This is a genomic window from Amphibacillus marinus (genome assembly GCF_900110345.1).
Classification (GTDB): Bacteria; Bacillota; Bacilli; order Bacillales; family Amphibacillaceae; genus Amphibacillus_D; species Amphibacillus_D marinus.
This window is the reverse complement of sequence record NZ_FODJ01000001.1, coordinates 374,980-395,516: the sequence shown is the minus strand read 5'-3', so window position 1 is coordinate 395,516 and position 20,537 is coordinate 374,980. Positions and strand designations below refer to the sequence as shown.

The following is a 20,537-nucleotide window of genomic DNA, read 5'->3' as shown; positions in this document are numbered from 1 at the left end:
GGTTAACTAGAGAAGGTGGATGAAAAATGAGACAAAGCAGAACTTTAATTCCAACATTAAAAGAAACACCAGCTGATGCTGATATAGCGAGCCATCAATGGCTCTTACGGGCTGGGTACATTAGACAGAACTTTTCTGGGGTATACAGCTTTTTGCCACTAGGAAAAAAGGTTTTAGATAAAATTGAACAGGTTGTGCGTGAGGAAATGGACAAGGTTGGGGCTAACGAAGTATTAATGCCTGCCTTACAATCTGCTGACCTGTGGCGAGAATCAGGGCGATGGGACAAGATGGGTCCTGAATTGATGCGGTTAAATGATCGGCATGAGCGTGAGTTTGTCCTGGGGCCAACTCATGAGGAAGTGGCTACAAGTATGATTCGTGATGAAGTCAAGAGCTACAAGAAGCTACCACTAACCTTGTACCAAATTCAAACAAAGTTTCGTGATGAGCGTCGTCCTCGCTTTGGCTTACTTAGAGGACGAGAATTTATTATGAAGGATGCATACTCTTTTCATGATTCAGAGCAAAGCTTGGAAGAAAGTTATCAGACAATGTATCAAGCGTATACGCAAATATTTACTCGGCTAGGATTAAACTTTAGAGCTGTTATTGCTGACTCTGGAGCGATGGGTGGTAAGGATACCCATGAGTTTATGGCGCTATCACAGGTTGGAGAAGACACAATCGCTTTTTCAGATCAATCTGACTATGCGGCTAATATTGAAATGGCCGAGGTTCTAGATTGCTATTCCTTCTCAGAGCAAGAGGCTAAGCCGCTTGAGCTGGTTGATACTCCAAATCAGAAAACGATGCAGCAGGTTGCTGACTATCTTGGTCATGCCCTTGATGCTGGAATGAAGTCATTACTCTATCAAATTGATGATGCTTTTGTTCTAGTTGTCACAAGAGGTGATCATGAAGTGAACGAAATCAAACTGAAAAATCATTTCGCAGCAAGTAAGGTTGAATTGGCGGATGAAAAAGTAAGTGGAGAATTACTTCAAGCAGGCTTTGGTTCATTAGGTCCGATTGATGTACCAGCAGAGGTTAAGGTTGTGTGTGACTTGGCTGTTCGGGCAATGGCTAATGTTACCTGCGGTGCTAATCAGGATGATAAGCATTATGTCAATGTTAATCCTAAGCGGGATCTCGTTAATGTTGAGTACGCTGACCTTCGCTTTATCAAAGCGGGTGATCCTTCCCCAGATGGTAAGGGCACCATTGAATTCGCTGAAGGTATTGAAATAGGCCAAGTATTTAAATTAGGTAGCTTTTATGCGGAGCAATTAGGCGCGACCTACTTAAATGATCAAGGCAAGTCAGAGACAATGCTAATGGGTTGTTATGGTGTCGGTGTTTCTCGAACACTTGCTGCTATTGTTGAACAGCACCATGATGATAAGGGCATTGTCTGGCCGGTTCAAGTAGCACCTTACCAAATCCACTTACTTGTGCTAAATAGCAAGAAAGAAGAGCAAGTTCAATTAGGTGAGCAAATTTACCATCAGCTCACTAGTGCCGGCTATGATGTCCTTTATGATGATCGTAAAGAACGGGCAGGCATTAAATTTGCTGATAGTGATTTAATTGGTATTCCTTATCGAGTAACTGTTGGTAAGCAAGCAGACGATGGTATTGTCGAATGTAAAGTTCGGATGACAGGTGAACAATCTGAACGTCATTTTAAAGAAATTATTCCATACCTCGAGCGCAGCCTGAACCCGAACTAGATAAAGAAGCCCTTGTCCGTTTTGTCCGAGACAAGGGTTTTCCTTATTTAAATCTTTTTCAATGCTAAACGAGTAAGAAATGGAGGGATAAGAATGAGTTTATCTAGTCAGGATAAAATGAAACTATTACTAGATCAACTAGGTGTAGTTGAGGATGATCAACTAACCTATTTTACTGAGGCAAAGCTTTCGAAGTTAATTGTTTATAAGAAAACACAACGATGGTTATTTCAATTTCACTTTGACAATATTCTGCCGATTGAAGTATTTCGGTTATTTCGTTTACAACTGCAAGAAGCCTTTTCACAGATTGCTAAGGTTGATTATCAAATTACTAATGGCAATCTACAAATTGAACCTGATCAGGTGCTGGGCTATTGGCGCGATTTTGTTGAACAGGAAGAAGATTTATCGCCAGCCTATGCTGATCAGTTAAAGCAACATCAGCCATCAGTTTCTGGCAATAAACTCGTATTAAAAGCCAGGAATGATACTGAGGCAGAAGTGTTTAAGACGAGGTTAGTTAATCCTTATAAAGTATACTGTCACAAGCATGGCTTACCTGTTTGGACAATTGATGCAGCAGCTGAGTCAATTGCTGCCGACCTGGAGAGATTTAGAGAGCAAAAAGCATTAGAAGACCAGCAACTTGTGCAAAAAGCAATTGCGGATAAGGCCAAGCAAACGACTAAAGCTAAGCAATCTGATGCTAATCATCCGTTAACGATTGGGTATCCGATCAAAGAGGAACCGATTCAGATGAACACCATTTTAGAAGAAGAACGAAGGGTTATTTTACAGGGCTATGTTTTTGCTGCTGAGGTGAGAGAGTTACGATCGGGACGGCACTTGCTTATTGTAAAAATAACTGACTATACCGATTCATTTTCAGTGAAAATGTTTTCAAAAGGCGATCAAGATCAAGAAAAGTTTAAGCAAGTCAAGAAAGGCATGTGGATTAAAGCGCGAGGCAGTATACAAACCGATACTTTCTCAAATGAATTAACGATGATGATGAATGACCTTAACGAAATTAAGGTTGAAACGAAGCAAGACCTTGCGCCTGAGGGCGAGAAACGGATTGAACTTCACAGCCATTCAACCATGAGTCAGATGGATTCTGTTGTACCGGTATCAAAGCTTGTTGAACAAGCAGCAAAATGGGGCCATAAGGCTATCGCCATTACTGACCATGCTGGGGCACAGGCGTATCCAGAAGCGCACGCAGCCAGTAAAAAGCATGGTATCAAGATGATTTATGGTGTGGAAATTAATTTAGTCGATGATGGTGTGCCGATTGCCTATAATGAGGTAGATCTGCAGTTAGATAATGCCAGCTATGTGGTTTTTGACGTTGAGACAACAGGCTTGTCCGCTGTTTATGATACCATTATTGAACTTGCAGCGGTAAAAGTCAGAGATGGCGATATTGTCGATCGCTTTGAACGTTTTGCCAATCCACATAAGCCACTCTCACAAACCATTAAGGATTTAACAGGCATTACTGATGATATGGTCAAGGATGCACCGGAAGTAAAAGATGTGTTAGCTGAATTTCGGGAGTGGATGGGTGATGACATTCTTGTTGCACACAATGCTAGCTTTGATATCGGTTTTATTAATCAAGGCTTTAAACAGCATGGTGTGGAAAAGGCTACCAATCCTGTTATTGACACGTTAGAACTGGGAAGATTTATCCTACCGCAATTAAAGAGCCATCGATTGAACATCCTTTGTAAGTATTATGGCATTGAGTTAACCCAGCACCACCGGGCCATATACGACACTGAAGCCACTGCTTATTTATTACTAAAGCTCATCAAAGAAGCACAAGAAAAAGAAATTACCAATCATAATCAATTCAATCTACATATGGGTGAAGGAAATGCTTATCAGCGAGCTCGCCCGTACCATGCAACGTTATTAGCTAAAGATGAAACAGGGTTGAAGAATATCTTTAAGCTCGTTTCAATGGCGCATATTGATTATTTCTATCGGGTACCTAGAATTCCACGGTCTAAGCTGATCGCGCACCGCGCTGGTATTCTAATTGGGACGGCATGTGACAAAGGTGAAGTATTTGAAACAATGATGCAGAAATCTGCTGAGGAAGCAGAGCGTGTTGCAGCATTTTATGACTATATTGAAGTGCAACCACCAGAGAACTATGCACCATTAATTGATCGTGAATTAATTGAGAATGAAGCACAGCTTTATGATATTCTTCGTCAATTAGTCGACTTAGCAGATCAGCTTGAAAAACCATGTGTTGCTACCGGTAATGTCCATTATCTTGAGGAACGAGATCATATTTACCGACAAATTCTAATTAAATCGCAGAATGGAAATCCATTAAGCAGACAGAAGCTACCGAACGTACCATTTCGAACGACCGATGAAATGCTAGCCTGTTTTGATTTCCTTAGTGATGAAAAAGCAAAAGAAATTGTGGTCACCAATCCTCATAAAATAGTAGATTTAGTCGAAGAGATTAGTCCAGTGAAAGAGGATCTGTATACGCCTAACATTGATGGGGCCGATCAAGAGATTCGTGATATGAGCTATGCCTTTGCGCATAACTTATATGGTGAAGAGCTTCCAGAAATTGTAGTTGCAAGGATGGAGAAGGAACTAAAAAGCATAATTGGTCATGGCTTTGCTGTTATCTACTTAATTTCGCACAAGCTTGTGAAGAAATCTTTAAATGATGGTTATCTCGTTGGATCTCGGGGCTCGGTCGGCTCATCGTTAATTGCAACATTTACTGAAATTACCGAGGTAAATCCTTTACCACCACATTATGTCTGTCCAAACTGTCGTCACCATGTTTTCTTTACTGATGGTGAATATGGTAGTGGCTACGATCTGCCTGATAAGGATTGTCCGGAATGTGGGACAGCCTATCGAAAGGAAGGGCAGGATATCCCGTTTGAAACCTTCCTTGGCTTTAAAGGAGATAAGGTTCCAGATATCGACTTGAACTTCTCAGGAGAATATCAGCCGATTGCGCACAACTATACCAAGGTTTTATTTGGTGAAGATAAGGTTTACCGAGCAGGAACAATTGGAACAGTAGCGGAAAAGACCGCCTATGGTTATGTGAAGGGCTATGCATCAGATCACAACCTTCACATTAAAAATGCCGAGGTTGATCGCTTAGTGCAAGGCTGTACGGGTGTGAAAAGGACAACTGGTCAGCACCCGGGGGGGATTATTGTTGTTCCCGATTATATGGACATTTATGATTTTTCACCCATTCAATTTCCGGCAGACGATCGTAATTCTGAATGGAAAACGACCCATTTTGATTTCCATTCTATTCATGACAACTTATTAAAGCTTGACATTCTTGGGCATGATGATCCGACAATGATTCGGATGCTTCAGGACTTGAGTGGCATTGATCCGAAGACCATTCCTACCGATGATGCTGATGTCATGAAAATATTCTCATCTCCTGATGTCCTGGGTGTGACGGTTGATGATATTATGTGCGAAACGGGCACTCTTGGTGTTCCAGAGTTCGGGACCCGTTTTGTTCGACAGATGCTTGAGGATACTGGTCCAAAGACGTTTGCCGAGCTTGTTATTATCTCTGGTCTTTCTCATGGGACAGATGTTTGGCTAGGCAATGCGCAAGAGCTAATTAATCAAGGTATTTGTAAACTGCCTGATGTTATTGGCTGTCGTGATGATATTATGGTTTATCTTATGCATAAAGGACTTGAAGCTTCATTAGCCTTTAAGATTATGGAGTCTGTCCGTAAAGGGAAAGGCTTAATTGATGAGTGGATTGTTGAAATGAAGAAGCAGGATGTCCCAGATTGGTATATCGACTCTTGTAAAAAGATAAAGTATATGTTCCCTAAAGCCCACGCTTCGGCCTATGTGTTAATGGCTATTCGGATTGCATACTTTAAGGTCCATCACCCTATTCTATTCTATGCCGCCTACTTTACGGTACGAGCGAGTGATTTTGAGCTAGACACAATGGTAAAAGGTTCAGCAGCCATTCGCTCTCGGATTGAGGATATTTATAAGAAGGGTAATGATGCAGCACCAAAGGAGAAGAGTTTAGTCGTTGTCCTAGAACTGGCACTTGAAATGAACGCGCGCGGCTTTACCTTTAAAAAGGTTGACCTTTATAAATCAAGTGCGACCGACTTTCTTGTGGAGGGTGATGGCCTAATTCCTCCGTTTAATGCAATAGATGGTTTAGGAACAAACGCTGCGTTAAATATCGTGAAGGCGCGTGAGCAAGGTGAGTTCCTATCGAAAGAAGATTTACGAGAGCGAAGCCGTATTTCAAAAACAGTTCTTGAGTATCTCGATGACCATGGTTGCTTGCAAGGGATGGAAGAAAAAAATCAACTGTCCCTATTTTAACTAAAAAATATGGTTTAGGTGGCCAACGTTTTCAAACCAACCTTTACCACCACGGATGTTGCTAGCAAACTTTTGGTTGAGAGGTGGAAAGAGTAGTTGAACTTTACAGCTAGATGTGTTATAGTTACCCTAGCTTTAAGTGAGCGTGTACTGAAGAAAGAGTGGGGAAACCCACTCTTTCTTCACAGCTTGATCTTTTTTGTCATTCTATGTTTTTTGGTTTATCCCTTGTCACTCGGACAAGGGATTTGTCATTATGTCAAAACACCGTAATGAAGCTAGTGTCATGATTTAAACTGCAAAATTGAGATAATGAAACATTTAAAAATTGTCTACACTAAAAAAGATCAATCGGGTAGCGCTAAACAATTTAGGTTGAAGGAGGCGAATTTGTGAGTTCATCTGTTACAGAAAAAACCGAAGCACTGGTCATCCCTATATTAGAGGAGATGCAGCTTCAGCTCGTCGATATTGAATTTGTTAAAGAAGGTAAGAACTGGTTCCTAAGAGTGTTTATAGACAAGCAAGATGGTGTCGATATTGAGGAATGCGGTCGTGTATCAGAGCGGTTAAGTGAACGCTTAGATAAAGACGATCCGATTTCAACACCCTATTACTTAGAGGTATCCTCACCAGGTGCAGAACGACCATTAAAAAAACCAGAGGATTTTAAGTCTAAGCTTGGTAGTAATATTTATGTGAAGCTATATGAACCGATTGAAGGCAAGAAAAGCTATGAGGGTATTCTCGTTTCATTTGATGAAAATGAACTTGTGACAATTGAAGTAAAGGACAAAGCAAGGACAAAGCAGGTTGAGATACCGTATAAAAAAATGGCTAAAGCTCGGTTAGCGGTATCATTTAATTAAAGGGGGAAGTATTGTGAGTAAGGAGCTTTTTGATGCCATTAATTATTTAGGCGAGGAAAAAGGGATTGACAAGGATGTATTAATTGAAGCGTTAGAGGCAGCATTAATATCAGCCTACAAAAAGAATTTTAAATCCGCTACTAATGTTCGAGTTGATCTAAATGAAGAAACGGGTAGCATGCATGTCTTTTCACGTAAGGAAATTGTAGAAGATGTCGAGGATACCCAACAACATATTGATTTAGATACAGCAAAGTCAATTAATCCCAATTATGAGCTTGGCGATATTATCGAGGTAGAGGTTACGCCACGTGACTTTGGTAGAATTGCTGCTCAAGCAGCTAAGCAAGTAGTGACACAGCGTGTTAGAGAAGCAGAGAGAGGCGTTATCTTTAACGAGTATATCGATCGAGAAGAAGATATCATGAATGGGATCATTCAACGTGTTGATCCGCGCTTTGTTTACATTGATTTAGGTAAGGTTGAAGCTAAGTTAGCAGAGCCTGAGCAAATGCCAACTGAAAACTATCGTGTTCATGATCGGATTAAGGTATTCGTTACCAAGGTGGAAAACACAAACAAAGGTCCACAGATCTTCGTTTCACGCTCTCATCCTGGACTATTGAAGCGGTTGTTTGAAGTCGAGGTTCCAGAAATTTATGATGGTATTGTTGAAATTAAATCAGTTGCTCGAGAAGCAGGTGATCGTTCTAAAATTTCCGTATTTGCAAAGGACCCTGATGTTGACCCAGTCGGCTCTTGCGTTGGTCAAAAGGGACAGCGTGTCCAAACAATTGTTGATGAGCTTAAGGGAGAAAAAATTGACATTGTTGAGTATTCAGAAGATCCAGTCGTATATGTCTCTAATGCACTAAGTCCTTCAAAAGTAACGGAAGTCCATGTAAATGAAGAGCAGAAAGCCACAACTGTAGTCGTACCTGATAACCAGCTTTCACTTGCAATTGGTAAACGCGGTCAAAATGCTCGACTTGCTGCAAAACTTACCGGGTGGAAAATTGACATCAAAAGTGAAAAGGAAGCTGCTGAATTGGGCATTTTGGCAAGGCGTTCGGATTCAGGAACATCAGAGGATTTTGAGCCACTTTTCGATACAAACGAAGATTTGTTTAGTTAAGAGGAGTGATAACAATGGCGAAAAAAACTAAAAAAATTCCATTGCGAAAGTGTATTGTCTCGCATGAAATGAAGCCGAAGCAATCTTTAATTCGTATTGTTCGAACTAAAGAAGGAGAAGTCTTTGTTGATCCCAGTGGCAAAAAAAATGGTCGTGGTGCCTATGTGTCAAATGATTTGACTATTGTAGATCAGGCTGAAAAGAACAAAGCGATCGAAAGTCATTTTCAACTAGGTGAGATTGAAAACTTATATAACGATTTAAGAAAAGTAATTCAAGGTGAAAACATTGAGTAACGAGCAAAAGTATTTAAACATGATTGGTTTAGCAACTCGAGCACGAAAGACGACATTTGGTGAAGAGCAAATTATTAAAGATGTAAAGCGAGGACAGGCGAAGCTTGTGTTAATTGCAAGTGATATTGGTCTTCAAACATCAAAAAAACTGACTGATAAATGTACATTTTACCAGGTTCCCTGTCGTAAGATGATTATCGACCGAGATCGCTTGTCACATGCTGTCGGGAAGTCAGGCAGAGTTGCTGTCGCCATTACAGATGAAGGGTTTGCTAAGAAAATTTGCTCATTACTCGATTAAATATTATTCGGGGGTGACTGTATGGCTAAAACAAGAGTTTATGAATATGCCAAACAACACAATGTTTCAAGTAAAGAAGTTATTAATAAATTAAAAGAATTAAATGCTGATGTATCAAATCACATGTCGACAATTACGGATGAACATGTAAAAGCACTAGATAAATTGTTTAAACCTGAGCCAAAAGCGACTGAAACTAATCAAAATCAGCAACAGCAAAAAGCTAAACATACACCAAAGGCTAAAAAAGAAGGAACAGCAAAAAAAGCAGGACAACCAAAGCAAGAAACAAAGCCAGCGGAAGAAAAGAAGCAGGCTGAGTCATCTAATAAGACGATAAAATATACTGGGTCGCTCACTGTTGGGGAACTTGCTGAAAAGTTAGGTAAAGAAGCAAGTGAAATAATTAAAAAGCTAATGTTTCTTGGCGTAATGGCGACAAAGAATCAAGATTTAGATGATGATTCTATCGAGCTTATTTGTGGCGAATATGGTATTGCTGTTGAAAAAGAGATTGAGGTGGAGAAAACAGATTTGCTTCAATATATTGAAGCAGATCAAGAAGATGCGCTTGAAGAGCGCCCACCAGTTGTTACAATTATGGGCCACGTTGACCATGGTAAAACAACATTGCTTGATTCAATTCGAAATACCAAAGTTACTGAGGGTGAAGCGGGCGGCATTACGCAACATATTGGTGCTTACCAAATTAGAACAAATGACAAGAAAATAACCTTCTTAGATACGCCTGGTCACGCAGCATTTACCAGTATGCGTTCCAGGGGAGCACAGGTAACTGACATTGCCATTTTAGTCGTTGCGGCTGATGATGGGGTCATGCCGCAAACTGTTGAGGCGATTAACCATGCTAAAGCAGCTGAGGTACCGATTATTGTCGCGGTAAATAAGATGGACAAAGAAGGCGCTAATCCTGACCGTGTTATGCAAGAATTAACAGAGTATCAACTAATTTCTGAGGAATGGGGCGGTGAGACCATTTTTGTTCAGATGTCTGCCCTTCAAGGTGAGGGAATTGATGATCTGTTAGAAATGATTTTATTGGTAGCAGAAGTTGAAGAACTTAAAGCTAACCCTAGTAAACGTGCTCATGGAACAGTAATTGAGGCTGAGTTAGACAAAGGACGGGGCTCGGTTGCTTCGTTACTTGTGCAAAGCGGAACCTTACGAGTAGGTGACCCAATTGTGGTTGGAAGTACGTTTGGGCGTGTTCGAGCGATGGTTAACGACCTTGGACGACGTGTTAAAAAAGTTGGTCCGTCTACTCCAGTTGAAATTACTGGGCTTAATGAAGTGCCACAAGCTGGTGACCGCTTTGTTGTGTTCGAGGATGAAAAGACTGCGCGACAAATTGGTGAACTGCGTCAGCAAAAGCAAATCGAGGAGCGCCGTGGTGATCGTTCGAGAGTCAGCTTAGAAGATTTATTTGACCAGATTAAGCAAGGAGAAATTAAAGATATTAATATTATCTTAAAGGCGGATGTTCAAGGTTCTGCTGAAGCATTAGCAGCATCGTTAAATAAAATAGATGTTGAAGGTGTTAAGGTTAATATTATTCATACTGGTGTAGGGGCAATTAAAGAGTCAGATATTATCTTGGCGTCAGCATCAAATGCGATTGTAATCGGTTTTAATGTTCGCCCAGATAATAATGCTAAAAGTGCAGCAGATTCTGAAAAAGTAGATATTCGTTTACATCGAATTATTTATAAAGCAATTGAAGAAATTGAAGCTGCAATGAAAGGGATGCTTGATCCCGAATTTGAAGAGAAGGTTATTGGTCAAGCTGAAATACGTGAGACATTTAAAGTCTCTAAGATTGGAACCATTGCAGGTAGCTATGTAACAGATGGTAAAATTACTCGTGACTCAGGTGTTCGTGTTATCCGCGATGGCGTTGTCATTTTTGAAGGTGAGATTGACTCACTTAAGCGCTTTAAGGATGATGTTAAAGAGGTTGCCCAAAATTATGAATGTGGTATTACACTTCAGAATTTCCACGACCTTAAAGTCGGTGATGTCTTTGAATGTTATGTTATGGAGGAGATTGAGCGTAAATGATTCTCTACGCTGAAGTAGAGTGTTTCATTTATGAAGCCCATTCTTTAAAAGAGAAGCGGTCCGTTATTAAGAGGATCATGACTCGACTTCAGAATCAGCATAACATTTCAATTGCTGAGTTAGATTATCAAGACTTATGGCAACGCACTGCCTTTGGGATAGGAACGATTGCTTCCAATCGCCTGCTTTGTGAACAGGTTATCGATGCCTGCCTGAAGACAATTGATTCATTTCCTGAAATTGAACGAACACGTGTAGAAAGACAGTGGTTCGGGTAAAGCTATAGTAAGTATCGATTTAGAAATAGAGGTGAGCATTGATGAGTCAAGTGCGAGCAAATCGTGTTGCTGAGCAAATGAAAAAAGAGCTCGGTGACATTATTACTAGAAAAATTAAAGACCCGCGTGTTGGCTTTGTCACCATTACGGATGTAGAGGTGACAGGAGACCTACAGCAAGCAACTGTTTATCTAACCATATTAGGTGAAAAAAGAGAGCAACAGGATACGCTGTTAGGGTTATCAAAGGCAAAGGGCTTTATTCGGTCTGAGATTGGACAGCGGATTCGATTGAGAAAGACACCGGAATTGTTCTTTGAGCTTGATGAGACGATTGAAACAGGGAATCGAATTGAAAGTTTATTACGTGACTTGAATCGATCAAATGATTAATATTTTACTTAACAAAACCCTTGTTCTATAATGAATCAAGGGTTTTGTTTTGATTAAAAGCCGTTATAATCATTAATTACTTTTTTTCATTTTCTGGAGGAAAAAGCATGAATGGTATTGTTCCACTATGGAAGCCAGTTGGCCTTACGTCACACGATTGTGTGATTAAACTAAGAAGAATTTTTGCAACAAAAAAAGTTGGTCATACGGGGACACTTGATCCGGAGGTGGCTGGTGTATTGCCGATCTGTATTGGTGAAGCAACCAAAGTTGTGCCGTATTTAACCAATACAAAAAAGACCTATTTAGCTGAGGTCACCCTTGGTATCGCAACGGATACCGAGGATCAAACAGGACAGATTATTGATCAAGTCGCCATTAATCAACAACTTAGCAAGACAACTATTAAAGCTGTGCTGGCCAACTTTGTTGGCGAAATTACCCAGATTACCCCGCTGTATTCGGCAGTTAAGGTCAATGGGCGTAAGCTATATGAATATGCACGTGCTAATGAACCAGTTGAGCGCCCAATCCGACACGTAACTGTTCATCAGCTAGCATATATTGAAGATAGCTTTAGTCAGACAGATGGTAAGGTCAGCTTTAAAATAAGCACAACTGTTTCAAAAGGCACATATATTCGAACATTAGCTGTGGATATTGGCCGAGCTTTAGGCTATCCTGCTCATATGTCGCATTTAATTCGAACGAGAACAGCTGATTTTACTGAAGCGACTGCGATTGGGCTTGATCAGTTAGAATCGCTAAAGCAAGAAGGCGATTTGCAGCGGATACTGTTACCGATCGAAGCAGGTTTAACCCACTTACCCATTCACAATGTGAGTGCTTCACTGGCGAAAAAAGTCTTAAATGGTCAAAAATTGGCGCGACCTGAGGGCTGGTCTGCTAATGAAGTATACCGTATTGAATATGAAGACAAGCTATTAGCTATTTATCAAGTACATCCATCTAATTCTGATCTGATTAAACCATTACGTGTATTTAATTATGCAACTAAGGAGGTGACCGGCATTGAAGGTCGTTCGGCTGAACAGTAATCACGACTATTTAATCGATCCAATTGATCGTGCGGTTTGTGCCGTTGGGTTCTTTGACGGTATTCACAAAGGGCATCAACAAGTGATTGAACAAGCAAAGCAAATTGCCAAGCAAACAAATGCCAAGCTTGCCGTCATGACATTTAGCCCACACCCATCAGCTGTCTTAAATAAGGGTAAGCATGCTGTATCTTATTTAACACCACTATTAGAAAAACAAGCGATACTTCAAAAGCTTGGTGTCGACATTGTTTATGTTGTTAAATTTGATTTAGAGCTAGCTCAGCTTAGTCCGGAAGCTTTTATTAACCATTTTATTGTTGATCTTAATATTTTCCATTTAATCTGTGGATTTGATTTTACATATGGCCATATGGGCAAAGGTAATGTTACAACCCTGTTTGACCATGCGAATCATCGCTTTGACGTGACTGTCATTGAGAAGTATAGCGAGGACGATCAGAAGGTTAGCTCAACCCGCATCCGGAAGCTGTTGGCTGAGGGAGCTGTTGATCAGGCTGAAACATTATTAACGCGCCCATTAAAGACGATTGGTAAGGTGGTACATGGTCATAAACGGGGCCGGTCAATTGGCTTTCCGACAGCAAACATGCTAGTTGATTTAAAGCAAGCCTTGCCGAAAACCGGTGTCTATTATGTTGTGGTCGAAATTGATGATCAGCTGGTGCATGGGATGGCGAATCTCGGCTATAATCCTACCTTTGACCACGAGGTGGTTGAAACAACGGTCAAGTTGGAAGTACATTTACTCGATTTTAATAAGGACCTTTACGGTCAAGAAGTCGCGTTGTATTGGAAGAGATACTTGCGGCCAGAAACTAAATTTGATTCGATTGATTCACTAATTGAACAAATTAAACAGGATGAAGCAGAAATTCGGCAGTTTTTTTAAAGAAATGACCTGTAATACTTGCATTTTTTATGAAAAAGCGTTAATCTAGTTAACGGAAACCATCTACTTGGCATCACGTTCTCCAGCGGATGCTAGGTGATTGGGGATTTTTAAATGATTTAATAGGAGGTGAACAGGATGGCAATTACACAAGAACGTAAAAACGAACTTATTAATGAGTTCAAAACACACGAAAACGATACTGGATCTCCAGAGGTTCAAATCGCTGTCCTAACTGCAGAAATTACGAGCTTAAATGATCACTTACGTACACACAAAAAGGATCATCATTCACGCCGTGGTTTATTGAAAATGGTTGGGAAACGTCGTAACTTATTAACTTATTTACGTAACAAAGATGTTACACGTTACCGTCAACTTATTGAGAAGCTTGGCTTACGTCGATAATGTCAACAAAAGCGGGACTAGTCCCGCTTTTTCTGTATGTTATTTTAGTAAGTAACATTGGACGAAACTTATAGTCATCCTTGCGCTCGATTCTGATCAAAGCGCTGCCTAACCAGCTATGCAGCGTTTTGATCAGGATGGAGCAAGATAATGATAATGATGCAAAAGGATAATGAGGTTTTGACCCCAATGTCATTTATTAATTTCTAATAATGTGTAGAAACCTGTAATCGTTAGCTTACGTAAAAGAGAGGGGTCATGAAAAAAATGACGAACAAACAAATTTTTAAAACTGAAATAGCAGGTAAACCCTTTATTGTTGAAGTTGGTGAGCTCGCTAAGCAAGCAAGTGGTGCTTGTATGGTGCATTATGGCGATACATCCGTACTTGCAACTGCAACGGGTTCTAAAGAGCCAAAGGATTTACCGTTCTTCCCATTAACCGTTAACTACGAGGAGCGTTTATACGCAGTTGGTAAGATCCCTGGTGGTTTTATTAAAAGAGAAGGGCGTCCGAGCGAGAAAGCGGTTTTAACTTCACGTTTAATTGACCGTCCAATTCGTCCATTGTTCCCGGACGGATTCCGTAACGATGTTCAAGTTATTAGTATAGTGATGAGTGTCGACCAAGATGCACCTTCAGAAATAGCAGCAATGCTTGGTTCTTCAATTGCCTTAGGTGTGTCAGATATTCCATTTGCTGGTCCGATTGCCGGTGTTATTGTTGGCCGAGTTGATGGCGAATTTGTTATTAATCCGACGACTGAACAAAGAGAAAAAAGTGATATTGATTTGACTGTTGCTGGTACCAAAGATGCCATTAACATGGTTGAAGCAGGCGCTGACGAAGTAGCTGAGGATGTCATGCTCGAAGCCATTATGTTTGGACATGAAGAAATTAAACGATTAGTTGCTTTCCAAGAGGAGATTTATGCTGCTGTTGGTAAAGAAAAAATGGCAGTTAAGCTTTTTAGTCTAGATCAAGAGTTGACAGCTGATTTAGAAAACACGGCAAAAGACGAGCTTATCACAGCCATTCAGGTCGTAGAAAAGCATGCCCGTGAAGAAGCCATTCAAGCTGTTAAAGCTAAAGTTATTGAGCAGTATGAGGCAAAAGAGGCTGACGAAGCAACATTAAGTCAAGTGAAGGACATTTTAGATAAAATGGTTAAGGATGAAGTTCGCCGTTTAATTACGCAGGAAAAGGTCCGTCCAGACGGAAGAAATCCTGAAGAAATTCGCCCACTTACCTCTCGTGTTAAGCTATTACCAAGAACGCACGGCTCTGGTTTGTTTACACGTGGACAAACACAAGCACTAAGCGTATGTACCTTAGGTGCTTTAGGTGATGTTCAAATCTTAGATGGATTAGATCTTGAGGAATCAAAACGCTTTATGCACCATTACAATTTCCCGTTATTTAGTGTTGGTGAAACCGGCCCAATTCGTGGTCCTGGCCGTCGTGAAATTGGTCATGGGGCGTTAGGTGAACGTGCGCTTGAAAAAGTCATTCCGTCAGAACAGGATTTCCCATATACCATTCGTCTTGTTTCCGAGGTTTTAGAATCCAATGGTTCAACTTCACAAGCAAGTATTTGTGCATCTACCTTAGCAATGATGGATGCAGGCGTTCCAATTAAAGCACCAGTGGCTGGAATTGCTATGGGTCTTGTTAAGCAAGGTGATCATTATACCGTTTTAAGTGATATTCAAGGAATGGAAGACTATTTAGGTGATATGGACTTTAAAGTAGCTGGAACAGAAAAAGGTGTCACAGCACTTCAAATGGATATTAAGATTGAAGGGCTTTCTAGAGAGATTCTTGAAGAAGCACTCCAGCAGGCAAGAGTTGGACGTATTCATATCTTAAGCCATATGGCAGAGGTAATAGCAGAGCCTAGCGAACAATTATCAGCTTATGCACCAAAAATCTTAACATTATCAATTAACCCAGACAAAATTCGTGATGTTATTGGACCGAGCGGTAAGCAAATCAATAAGATCATTGAAGAGACAGGTGTTAAGATTGATATTGAGCAGGACGGTAAGGTGTACATTTCTTCAACAGAACAAGCAATGAATGAAAAAGCGAAGCAAATCATTGAAGATATTGTTAGAGAGGTTCAAGCAGGTGAAATGTATTTAGCAACAGTTAAACGTGTTGAAAAATTTGGTGCCTTTGCTGAATTATTTAAAGGTAAAGAAGGTTTAATTCACATTTCAGAGCTGGCAATTGAACGGACAAACAAGGTTGAGGATGTCGTCAAAGAAGGCGATAAAATTATGGTTAAGGTAAAAGAAATCGATCGTCAAGGTCGGATTAATTTATCACGTAAGGTTGTGCTGTTAGAAGAGCAAGAAAAGCAAAAAGAAGCGAAGAAGTAATAGGAAAAGCCTCTTGTGATCGTTTTGATCTGAACTGCACCCGAATTGTTAGCTGCAAGCTAACAATTGGAGGTGCAGTTTTCTTATGGCTAAATTTACTGTGGAAGAAGAGAAGCTTGATGACGCTTTCGAGCCGGTGGGTAAAAGCAAGTCCAGTAGCTGACAGAGCAAATTAATAGTCTAGTCCGATTCTTAATGTTCGTGTTTGGAACTCATATTAGCAATTATGAAATGCTTACAATTATTTAAAATGAAAATATTCAAAAAAATTGCAATCAAATTGAAACCTAAATGAAATATAAAGCGTCTAATAGGATGTACATAAACTAAATATTTACACTGATTACCATTATTTTAATAATAATAATAGATTTATTGTCTTTATTAACATATAATGATAGTGAATTATTTAGTCTGTTTTATCATAGATTAGTAGATTACCAAGGAGGCTAGGAAGTGAATTTTGTAAAAAGAGCACTATTAAGTATTGTAAGGCGTAAGGGGAAAGTACTTATTTTATTCGCAGTTATTTTAATTTTAGGCAATGTAATCTCAGGGGCTGTCTCAATACGCCAAGCTTCAAGAAATGTTGAATCGGCTATTAAGGAGCAGCTAGGTGCAGGAACGACCATTGATCTTGATTATGATAAATTGTATGAAATGGAAGAAGCGGGCGAAATAACTTGGGAAGAGATTGAAAGAATTGGTACTGATCTAATTAATCAAATTGGCCAGCTCTCTTATGTGAAATACTATGATTATTCAATGTCTAATTACTATGAAGCAGAAAATCTTATTGGTTATGATCCATATATGGAAGAGTATGAAGATGAAGAATTTATGTACCAGACCTACTTTCATTTAAAAGGGATTAATTATCCATTAGTAACAGATATTGAAGAGGGTAATGCCACCTTAATCGCCGGACGTGTATTTAATGAAGAGGAAATTACAAACGGTGCAATGGTAACTTTAGTTTCAACCAAAGTTGCCGATTTAAATAATTTATCCGTTGGTGACACAGTTACCTTATCAAATGTCCTTTATGATTATAGTGTGGACAGTGTTTCAGAATATCCGGTGCTAGAGGAACGTGATATCCCTCTTGAAATTATTGGTATATTCGAAACGAGAGCAGCTAAAGAACAGCGCGAAGGCGACGATAATGAGGGAAGTAATAACCCTGATCAAGAGTATTTTGATCAAGAATTCCAGAATCGTTTATATGTTTCAAATGAAGTCATAAAAAACGAAGTTAATTGGGAAATGCAAGTAATGATTGAGAATAATGACGAATATGCTGAGCTCTATCAAGATGAAGATAATTTTGAATACTATACACCTTACTTTATATTAAATAGTGTACAAGATAGCGAAGCTTTTATTGAGGAAGCTACAGTGTTATTGCCACCACTATATCACGTAATAAGCTCATTAGATCAATATGAAGATATTGCTGGACCAATTGAATCAATCTCAAATTTATCTAATTATGTACTAATCTTTGCAGTTGTTGCGACAATTCTTATTATCAGTTTAGTGGTTTTACTCTTTTTAAGAGATCGAAAGCGAGAACTTGGTATCTATCTGTCACTTGGAGAACGAAAGGGTCGTGTTATTGGGCAAATTATGATTGAAGTGGCTATAGTCGCAATTGTAGCGATATCTGTTTCCCTGTTCACCGGTAATTTGTTAGCGGAAAATGTGTCAGAAAGCTTAATTGAAGCGAATACGTCAACTAGTGATGATTTCTATGGCATCTCATATCCGACAGATTTTAACTCGCCGTTAGATACTGACGATGTTATTGAAGCTTATGAGGTGACATTATCTACCGAATATATCATCGTTTTTTATAGCATCGGCTTATTAACGATCTTAGTGTCGACTGTGGTCCCATTAATTTATATTGTCCGTTTAAATCCGAAAAAAATATTAATGTAAAAAGAGGTGAAGTCATGTTATTAGAAGCAAAAGAAGTTAATTATTACTATCAAGATGGTGAAAGTAGACGGTACATTTTAAAGGATACCAATGCCAAGTTTGAAAACGGCAAGTTTTATGCGATTCTTGGTCAGTCAGGCTCGGGTAAAACGACCTTTCTATCTCTTTTAAGTGCCCTTGACTCACCAAAGAGTGGCGAAATTCTGCTTAATGATGTTAACATCAAGCAACTTGGCTATGAAAAGTACCGACGCAATAAAATCGGCATTATTTTTCAAGCTTATAATCTAGTGCCAACATTAACGGCTGTTGAAAATGTCCTTGTGCCGATGTCGATTACTGAAAATGAGATACCAGCGGATCGTAAAACAGTTGCCTATAATCTTCTTGATTATATTGGCATTGGCAAATCAAAGGCAGATCGCTTTGTTAATGCACTATCTGGTGGCGAGCAGCAGCGTGTCGCGATTGCTCGGGCGTTAGCAACAAATGTTGAGCTTATTCTTGCCGATGAGCCAACGGGGAACCTTGACGAGGAGATGGAACAAGAAATTGTCGATATTTTCAAAAAACTAGCTCATGAACATGATAAATGTGTGATTGTTGTTACCCACTCGAATGAAATTGCGCAACAGGCTGATCATATTCTAAGATTAAAGAAGGGAATTCTCGAAGTAGATGAGTGATTTTCTTTCTAAATTTAATAAGGATAATTATGACGAGAATAAAGAAGATCACGGAGCGATTAGTAAACAAGAATCTAATCAACTTGACCAAGATGATTTAACGAAAGCGCCCGATAATTCAATTGTTCCAGCTAAGGAGGACAGACCTACAACGGTAAGTCGTAGGTCTGAATCACAGGAAGAGTATGAAATTGATCCAACTTATCGTATTAAAAAGCGGCGCCGGATCATATACATAGCAGCTGCTAGTGTTATTATGTTGATCATTTTAGGTATTGTTTATTATCAAGCCGTTCATGCCGAAGTAGAAGACTTTACTAATCAGCCAGTCTCTGAAGTTCGCGCATGGGCAAGTGAACATGAGATCGAACTCGTTATTACAAATAATTATAGTCTCGAGTATGACAGCAATCATGTTATTGAACAAAGTGTTGCCAAGGGCGACAAGATACGTAAAGGTCGTGAGCTTGCAATTGTCAGTAGTCTAGGACCTGATCCTGAGGAACAATTGCTATTTCCGGATTTTGAGGAATTAACAGAATCTGAAGCAACAGAATGGATTGAAATAAACAAGGCGGAGAACCTACGCTTGCTTACTGTCTATCATGATGACATTGAAGCAGGAGCGTTTGTTGAGCTCGTCTTACGCGATACTGAGCTAGACTTAAGTGAGTACCGAAGAAAAGATAGTGCGACTGTTTATTATTCAAGAGGCGAAGAAGTATTTGAAAAAAATATTACCGTCCCTGATTTCTCCGGTGTTCCACGTGCCGAGGTTGAGGAATGGGTGACAAAAAATGAAATAAAGATGACATACAAGGAAGCGGATTCTAATTCAATCGAGCTCGGCCATATTATTAGTCAATCAGTTGCGGCTGAGGAAAAAGTAGCCAAGCAGGATGATATGGAAGTGGTGGTCTCAATAGGACCTGCTTTTGAAGTGCCCAACTTTAACGAACTGTCAATGGAAGAGGCGACTAATATTACCGAGGTGTCGGTAATGCTTAGACAACGATATCACAACAGTGTTGGTTATGGTCGGTTAATTTCGCAATCGGAAGAGGCCGGTGCAAAGATTACTGATCAAGATAGTGGTCAACTTACAGTGACTTATTCATTGGGTAAGCCTTATTTACGAGATTATCGCGGTCTGCTTGAAGGTGATCTGCCAGAAGCATTTTACAACGATTATCAAGCTAAAGGTGCGAATATTAAGTACGTTGTGAAATATGTTAACGCACCGGAGATTAAAGGCACTGTGGTTGGAATGAGCAAATTTAATGAGTTTGTTGCGATGGAATACACGGTAGAAGTTAGAGTCAGTAATAATGCCAATGCTGAGCCAGTCGGCCCCCCTGACTTTGGCGATAATCCGATTGGTGAGGAACCAATTAGTGGTGATGATGCTAAGGATGAAGCTTAACAATACTCACTGCTGCTAAGGCTGTTGAGAAATTCATCTCAACAGCCTGTTTTTTCGATAAATAATCCTAAATTTGTAAAATGAATAATATTTAAATAAGTTTATTGTAAAAATTACATTAAAAGGTATATAAATAATTAACTATCCAATTTTACTAAAATTTTTAAAAAAATTAAAAAATATCTTTACAATTAGTAATTTATGGTATATGATTTGGGTAGGGTATGGAGATTTAAGTCGTTTTAATAAAA

The 20,537-nt window shown here is 39.6% G+C and carries 16 protein-coding genes; all 16 read left to right on the top strand.

Annotated elements, in window-relative coordinates:
* Positions 1–26: 26 nt before the first annotated feature.
* On the top strand, positions 27–1,733 hold the full coding sequence (locus tag BM000_RS01915; protein ID WP_091494187.1) for a proline--tRNA ligase: 1,707 nt from the start codon (positions 27–29) through the stop codon (positions 1,731–1,733).
* A 93-nt stretch (positions 1,734–1,826) separates the two neighbouring features.
* Complete coding sequence (locus tag BM000_RS01910) at positions 1,827–6,119, top strand: PolC-type DNA polymerase III (protein ID WP_091494185.1); 4,293 nt, start codon at positions 1,827–1,829, stop codon at positions 6,117–6,119.
* A 392-nt stretch (positions 6,120–6,511) separates the two neighbouring features.
* The gene (gene rimP / locus BM000_RS01905) at positions 6,512–6,988 is read left to right on the top strand and encodes a ribosome maturation factor RimP (protein WP_091494182.1); all 477 of its coding nucleotides are present in this window, start codon (positions 6,512–6,514) and stop codon (positions 6,986–6,988) included.
* A 13-nt stretch (positions 6,989–7,001) separates the two neighbouring features.
* The gene (nusA, locus tag BM000_RS01900) at positions 7,002–8,123 is read left to right on the top strand and encodes a transcription termination factor NusA (protein ID WP_091494179.1); all 1,122 of its coding nucleotides are present in this window, start codon (positions 7,002–7,004) and stop codon (positions 8,121–8,123) included.
* A 14-nt stretch (positions 8,124–8,137) separates the two neighbouring features.
* Positions 8,138–8,419, top strand: a complete 282-nt coding sequence (gene rnpM / locus BM000_RS01895; protein ID WP_091494176.1) for an RNase P modulator RnpM — start codon at positions 8,138–8,140, stop codon at positions 8,417–8,419.
* Positions 8,412–8,720, top strand: a complete 309-nt coding sequence (locus tag BM000_RS01890) for a YlxQ family RNA-binding protein (protein WP_143063875.1) — start codon at positions 8,412–8,414, stop codon at positions 8,718–8,720. The genes rnpM and BM000_RS01890 overlap by 8 nt, the downstream gene beginning before the upstream one ends.
* Before the next feature lie 21 nt (positions 8,721–8,741).
* Positions 8,742–10,799: a translation initiation factor IF-2 gene (gene infB / locus BM000_RS01885; RefSeq protein ID WP_091494173.1), complete on the top strand. Its 2,058-nt coding sequence runs from the start codon at positions 8,742–8,744 to the stop codon at positions 10,797–10,799.
* The gene (locus BM000_RS01880) at positions 10,796–11,077 is read left to right on the top strand and encodes a DUF503 domain-containing protein (RefSeq protein WP_091494170.1); all 282 of its coding nucleotides are present in this window, start codon (positions 10,796–10,798) and stop codon (positions 11,075–11,077) included. The genes infB and BM000_RS01880 overlap by 4 nt, the downstream gene beginning before the upstream one ends.
* A 41-nt stretch (positions 11,078–11,118) precedes the next feature.
* Positions 11,119–11,469, top strand: a complete 351-nt coding sequence (gene rbfA, locus BM000_RS01875; RefSeq protein ID WP_091494167.1) for a 30S ribosome-binding factor RbfA — start codon at positions 11,119–11,121, stop codon at positions 11,467–11,469.
* A 107-nt stretch (positions 11,470–11,576) separates the two neighbouring features.
* Entirely contained in the window at positions 11,577–12,527 is a 951-nt protein-coding gene (gene truB, locus BM000_RS01870) for a tRNA pseudouridine(55) synthase TruB (protein ID WP_091494164.1), read from the top strand.
* The gene (locus tag BM000_RS01865) at positions 12,502–13,440 is read left to right on the top strand and encodes a bifunctional riboflavin kinase/FAD synthetase (RefSeq protein WP_091494162.1); all 939 of its coding nucleotides are present in this window, start codon (positions 12,502–12,504) and stop codon (positions 13,438–13,440) included. Before truB ends, BM000_RS01865 begins: the two co-directional genes overlap by 26 nt.
* A 138-nt stretch (positions 13,441–13,578) precedes the next feature.
* Positions 13,579–13,848: a 30S ribosomal protein S15 gene (gene rpsO, locus BM000_RS01860; protein ID WP_091494159.1), complete on the top strand. Its 270-nt coding sequence runs from the start codon at positions 13,579–13,581 to the stop codon at positions 13,846–13,848.
* Positions 13,849–14,115: 267 nt separating this feature from the next.
* Positions 14,116–16,233 carry a polyribonucleotide nucleotidyltransferase gene (gene pnp, locus BM000_RS01855; RefSeq protein ID WP_091494156.1) on the top strand — a complete coding sequence of 706 codons (2,118 nt, stop codon included), beginning with the start codon at positions 14,116–14,118 and terminating at the stop codon, positions 16,231–16,233.
* 456 nt (positions 16,234–16,689) lie between these two features.
* Complete coding sequence (locus BM000_RS01850) at positions 16,690–18,177, top strand: ABC transporter permease (protein ID WP_091494153.1); 1,488 nt, start codon at positions 16,690–16,692, stop codon at positions 18,175–18,177.
* A gap of 14 nt (positions 18,178–18,191) precedes the next feature.
* Positions 18,192–18,863 carry an ABC transporter ATP-binding protein gene (locus BM000_RS01845; RefSeq protein ID WP_091494151.1) on the top strand — a complete coding sequence of 224 codons (672 nt, stop codon included), beginning with the start codon at positions 18,192–18,194 and terminating at the stop codon, positions 18,861–18,863.
* Positions 18,856–20,286: a PASTA domain-containing protein gene (locus BM000_RS01840; RefSeq protein WP_091494148.1), complete on the top strand. Its 1,431-nt coding sequence runs from the start codon at positions 18,856–18,858 to the stop codon at positions 20,284–20,286. The genes BM000_RS01845 and BM000_RS01840 overlap by 8 nt, the downstream gene beginning before the upstream one ends.
* The last annotated feature ends 251 nt before the right edge of the window (positions 20,287–20,537 follow it).

Coding starts and splice junctions, on each gene's coding strand:
- BM000_RS01915 (WP_091494187.1), top strand. CDS start 27: ATGAGACAAAGCAGAACTTTAATTCCAACATTAAAAGAAACACCAGCT.
- BM000_RS01910 (WP_091494185.1), top strand. CDS start 1,827: ATGAGTTTATCTAGTCAGGATAAAATGAAACTATTACTAGATCAACTA.
- rnpM (WP_091494176.1), top strand. CDS start 8,138: ATGGCGAAAAAAACTAAAAAAATTCCATTGCGAAAGTGTATTGTCTCG.
- infB (WP_091494173.1), top strand. CDS start 8,742: ATGGCTAAAACAAGAGTTTATGAATATGCCAAACAACACAATGTTTCA.
- BM000_RS01880 (WP_091494170.1), top strand. CDS start 10,796: ATGATTCTCTACGCTGAAGTAGAGTGTTTCATTTATGAAGCCCATTCT.
- rbfA (WP_091494167.1), top strand. CDS start 11,119: ATGAGTCAAGTGCGAGCAAATCGTGTTGCTGAGCAAATGAAAAAAGAG.
- truB (WP_091494164.1), top strand. CDS start 11,577: ATGAATGGTATTGTTCCACTATGGAAGCCAGTTGGCCTTACGTCACAC.
- rpsO (WP_091494159.1), top strand. CDS start 13,579: ATGGCAATTACACAAGAACGTAAAAACGAACTTATTAATGAGTTCAAA.
- pnp (WP_091494156.1), top strand. CDS start 14,116: ATGACGAACAAACAAATTTTTAAAACTGAAATAGCAGGTAAACCCTTT.
- BM000_RS01845 (WP_091494151.1), top strand. CDS start 18,192: ATGTTATTAGAAGCAAAAGAAGTTAATTATTACTATCAAGATGGTGAA.
- BM000_RS01840 (WP_091494148.1), top strand. CDS start 18,856: ATGAGTGATTTTCTTTCTAAATTTAATAAGGATAATTATGACGAGAAT.